General features: G+C 43.8%; 3 protein-coding genes. All 3 read left to right on the top strand.

What is annotated here, in order from left to right:
- Window positions 1–49 precede the first annotated feature (49 nt).
- On the top strand, window positions 50–868 hold the full coding sequence (locus VN105_RS27665; protein WP_325646366.1) for a glycogen/starch synthase: 819 nt from the start codon (window positions 50–52) through the stop codon (window positions 866–868).
- A 97-nt stretch (window positions 869–965) separates the two neighbouring features.
- Window positions 966–2,327 carry a DUF4270 family protein gene (locus tag VN105_RS27660; RefSeq protein ID WP_325646364.1) on the top strand — a complete coding sequence of 454 codons (1,362 nt, stop codon included), beginning with the start codon at window positions 966–968 and terminating at the stop codon, window positions 2,325–2,327.
- A 21-nt stretch (window positions 2,328–2,348) separates the two neighbouring features.
- On the top strand, window positions 2,349–3,605 hold the full coding sequence (gene metK / locus VN105_RS27655) for a methionine adenosyltransferase (protein WP_325646362.1): 1,257 nt from the start codon (window positions 2,349–2,351) through the stop codon (window positions 3,603–3,605).
- The last annotated feature ends 581 nt before the right edge of the window (window positions 3,606–4,186 follow it).

Here is a 4,186-nt window from a genome sequence, read left to right as displayed (position 1 = left end):
TAATTTTGCAAGCCAAATTAAAAATTACTGCATTAATAATCAGCGTTAAATGTCCACAAAGAAAAGAATTCTTTTTATTGCCCAAGAGATGTCGCCGTACCTGGAATTGAGTGATTACGCGGCAATGGTCAATAAAATGGCAATTAAGTCCAATGAGGCTGGCCTGGAAGTGAGAGTGATCATGCCCAGATTTGGAATTATTAATGAGAGAAGACACCGTTTGCACGAGGTCGTAAGATTGTCGGGGATCAACATTGTGATTGACGGGGATGATTACCCGTTGATTATCAAGGTGGCTTCGCTTCCAAACGCCCGCCTGCAGGTTTACTTCCTGGATAATGAAGATTATTTTAAGCGGAAAACTGTGTTTGCCGATGAAAACGAAGAGTTTTTTGACGACAACGCAGCGAGAGCTGTCTTCTTTTGTAAAGGAGCCCTGGAAACGGTGAAGAAATTCGGATGGCCTCCGGATATCATTCATTGCAGTGGCTGGATGACCTCTCTGATACCTATGTATCTGAAAACGGCTTATAAAAAAGAGCCGGTGTTTGCCAATTCAAAGATCATATATTCGCTGACTCCCAATACGTTCAAGGAAAAGTTAGGCACTACCTTTGTTAAGAAGGCCACGATCAGTAACCAGATCAAGGAAAAAGATATGGAACTGTTCAAGGAAGGTACCAATACAGCACTGAACAGGGGAGCGGCAAAATATGCGGACGCAGTTGTACTGGCCGGCGATAAGCTGGAAAAGAAAGTAGTGGATGAAGTGAAAGCGGAAAAAGGAAAGATCATTCTGCCGTTTAAAAAAGACAACGATGATCTGGGCGATTACCTGCAATTATATCATCAATTGCTGGGTAAATAAAGATCAAGTCCACCTTTAGTGCGTAGTTGAAGCGTATTTAAAGCGTATTAAAAGCATGTTCGGGCAGTAAAACCAATACTCACTAACAACATAACGCGTGAAGATCAATTTCAGGAACCTTAGCTTTTTAGCCACCTATATTACGCTGTTGTACGGCGCCACCGGTTGTAACAAATCCACTATTCTCGGAAGTGGCTTAATTCCTCCCGGGGATTTTGTAAATGCACAGGACACAACGCTCAACGGTATTATCGCCAATAACATACTCCGGTATGATTCCTCTATCTTAAACGGGCAAAACGCCTATAATAAGATCCTGGGGTCAGTTACCACCGACCCCGTTTTCGGCAGAACCCACGCTTTTGTATATACCCAGGTATCATTGCCTAAAAGCGCCTTTACCTTTGAAGGTACCGGGCAAACACTGGATTCTGTGGTATTGTCGCTGAGCTACACCGGTTATACCGGCGATTCTTCCTCACCGCAAACCTTCCGGGTTTACCGGATGAATGAACCCGATTTTAAGATTGATTCCAGCTACCCTTATAATAAAGCTTTAGCTTATAACCCGGGAGAGTTACTGGGTACTGCTACCGTTACACCCTTGTCGCTCCGCGACTCCGTAAGTGTATATGGCACCAAGGAAACCGCCCAGTTGCGTATTAAACTGAGCAATGCCTTTGGTAATGAGCTGCTCGCCCAGAAATCAGACGGCGCCTTCGCCACAGATTCAGCCTTCCGCGCTTACCTGAAAGGTTTCGCTGTTGTTCCTGATACCAATCTCGGTACCAACAGGAACATGATTTACCTGAATCTGAATAACACCAACACTAAGCTAACGGTGTTCTATAAAAACACTACAGACGATTCACTGCGCGCCACTATGGCGTTCGACCAGTACGCCAGCGCCCATGCCAATTATTTCACACGTAATTACAACGGTTCGCAGGCTTCCAGGTTTATCAATACCAACAACCCGAATGGCGACAGTATCCTCTTCCTGAATGCGGCCCCCGGCCTGTTCACGAATCTTACCATACCAGGGATCGAGAACTTCCCGAATGTGCTGATCAATAAAGCGGAACTGGTGATCACACAAATAACTTCCGGTCCGAGTGATATGAATAATATATTTATTGAACCAGGAAGCTTATCTTTACGCCAGTATACAAACGGTGATACCACCAAGATCCCCGCAGATTATTATACAGGAGGAGGCGCAGCCTATTTTGGCGGCACCCGCCAGGTAATTACCAACTTTGGAGGTGTACAGGTAGTTCAATATACCTTTAACCTTGCCAACACCGTACAGCGGCTTATCAAGAAACTGGATGCCAACAAAGGTTTCAGACTCGAAGGATATTCACCCCTGTACATGGATCTGAACCGTGTGAAAGTTGGAGGCAGCAACCTGTCCCAGTATAATATCAAACTCAGAATTATTTACACTAAACCATAAAACTACTAATCCCGGTTTTTTATGCCTTATTTATTTACATCTGAATCCGTTTCAGAAGGACATCCTGATAAAGTAGCCGATCAGATCTCTGACGCTTTGATCGATAACTTTCTGGCATACGATGCAAAATCTAAAGTAGCTTGTGAAACGCTTGTAACCACTGGTCAGGTTGTTCTGGCAGGTGAGGTGAAATCAGAGGCATACCTCGATGTGCAGGATATTGCAAGAGAAGTGATCCGTAAAATTGGTTATACCAAGAGTGAGTATATGTTTGAAGCCAATTCCTGCGGGATCCTTTCAGCAATACATGAGCAGTCACCGGATATCAACCAGGGTGTTGACCGTAAATCCCCTGAAGAACAGGGTGCGGGCGACCAGGGTATGATGTTTGGTTACGCTACCCGTGAAACCGAAAACTATATGCCGCTGGCACTGGACCTGGCTCATAAACTGTTGCTGGAACTGGCTGTACTCCGCCGCGAAAACAAAGAGATCAAATACCTGCGCCCGGATGCAAAGTCCCAGGTTACTATTGAATATTCTGATGACAATAAACCCGTAAGAATCGATTCTATCGTGATTTCCACACAGCACGATGATTTTGATAACGACGAGAAAATGCTGGCAAAGATCAAGGAAGATATGATCAATATCCTGATCCCACGCGTAAAAGCCCAGCTGAAACCGGAACTGCAAAAACTGTTCGAAGGCTTCAACATCAATCACCACATCAACCCAACCGGTAAATTTGTGATCGGTGGTCCTCATGGCGATACCGGCTTAACCGGCCGTAAGATCATTGTGGATACCTACGGTGGTAAAGGTGCTCACGGTGGTGGCGCTTTTTCCGGTAAAGATCCTTCCAAGGTAGACCGTTCAGCCGCTTATGCCACCCGTCATATTGCCAAGAACCTGGTAGCTGCCGGTGTGTGCGATGAAGTACTGGTACAGGTATCCTACGCCATTGGCGTGGCCAGGCCCTGCGGTATTTATGTGAACACCAACGGTACCTCCAAGGTGAAACTGAATGATGGCGAAATTGCTAAGAAGATTGAAGAGATCTTTGATCTCCGCCCTTATGCTATCGAACAAAGACTGAAACTGCGTAATCCTATCTATAGCGAAACTGCCGCCTATGGCCACATGGGTCGCGAACCAAAAGTAGTTACCAAGGTATTCAACAAAGGCAAGAAACACGAGAAGAGCGTGGAAGTAGAGCTGTTTACCTGGGAAAAACTGGACTATGTAGACAAAGTAAAAGCTGCTTTCGGTTTATAATCATCCCGGAAGTACAGAAGTATATATAATTACAAAAAAGCCGTTTCAACTTTTGAGACGGCTTTTTTGTTTAACACCTTGTACCTTTTTATTCATTTGTGCTTCATTTTTCCACGTTTTATAAATGTGGAAAAGTTTTTCATTTTTTTTCTAAAGATTTCAAAAAAAGTTACATATTACTGTTAAAGATACAGTATATTTAATAGTAATATTATTGCTTGGCCTGCGTTTCAGGACTGGTAAGTGCATTATAGGTTCGGTCTATTTCCCGGGAAAGGTATCTTGGCATTCATTGCTTCCACGAAATCCGTTATAACTTATATAGCCCCATTTTGGGCATATAATATTTCGCGGAGGACGTCCGTTTAGATGCTGTTTTATGTCCGGAATTTCTGGATATTCGCAGCCATAAATTAAAATGGACCGTTAAAATTGTTTCCGGAGACAATTGTATGCAGTGCATTATTTCTTGAATGACCGAATCCATATCACTTGAACCAATTGCGATTACGTAGGGTAATTGCGAGCTTTTTATTGAAACCATATAATATCTGAAAAACCATGAGGCACAACATTACCGC

The sequence above is a fragment of the Chitinophaga sp. genome (assembly GCF_035564935.1).
In the GTDB taxonomy this organism is placed as follows: Bacteria; Bacteroidota; Bacteroidia; order Chitinophagales; family Chitinophagaceae; genus Chitinophaga.
The sequence above is the reverse complement of the archived record's forward strand: the minus strand, read 5'-3'. Positions and strand labels throughout refer to the sequence as shown.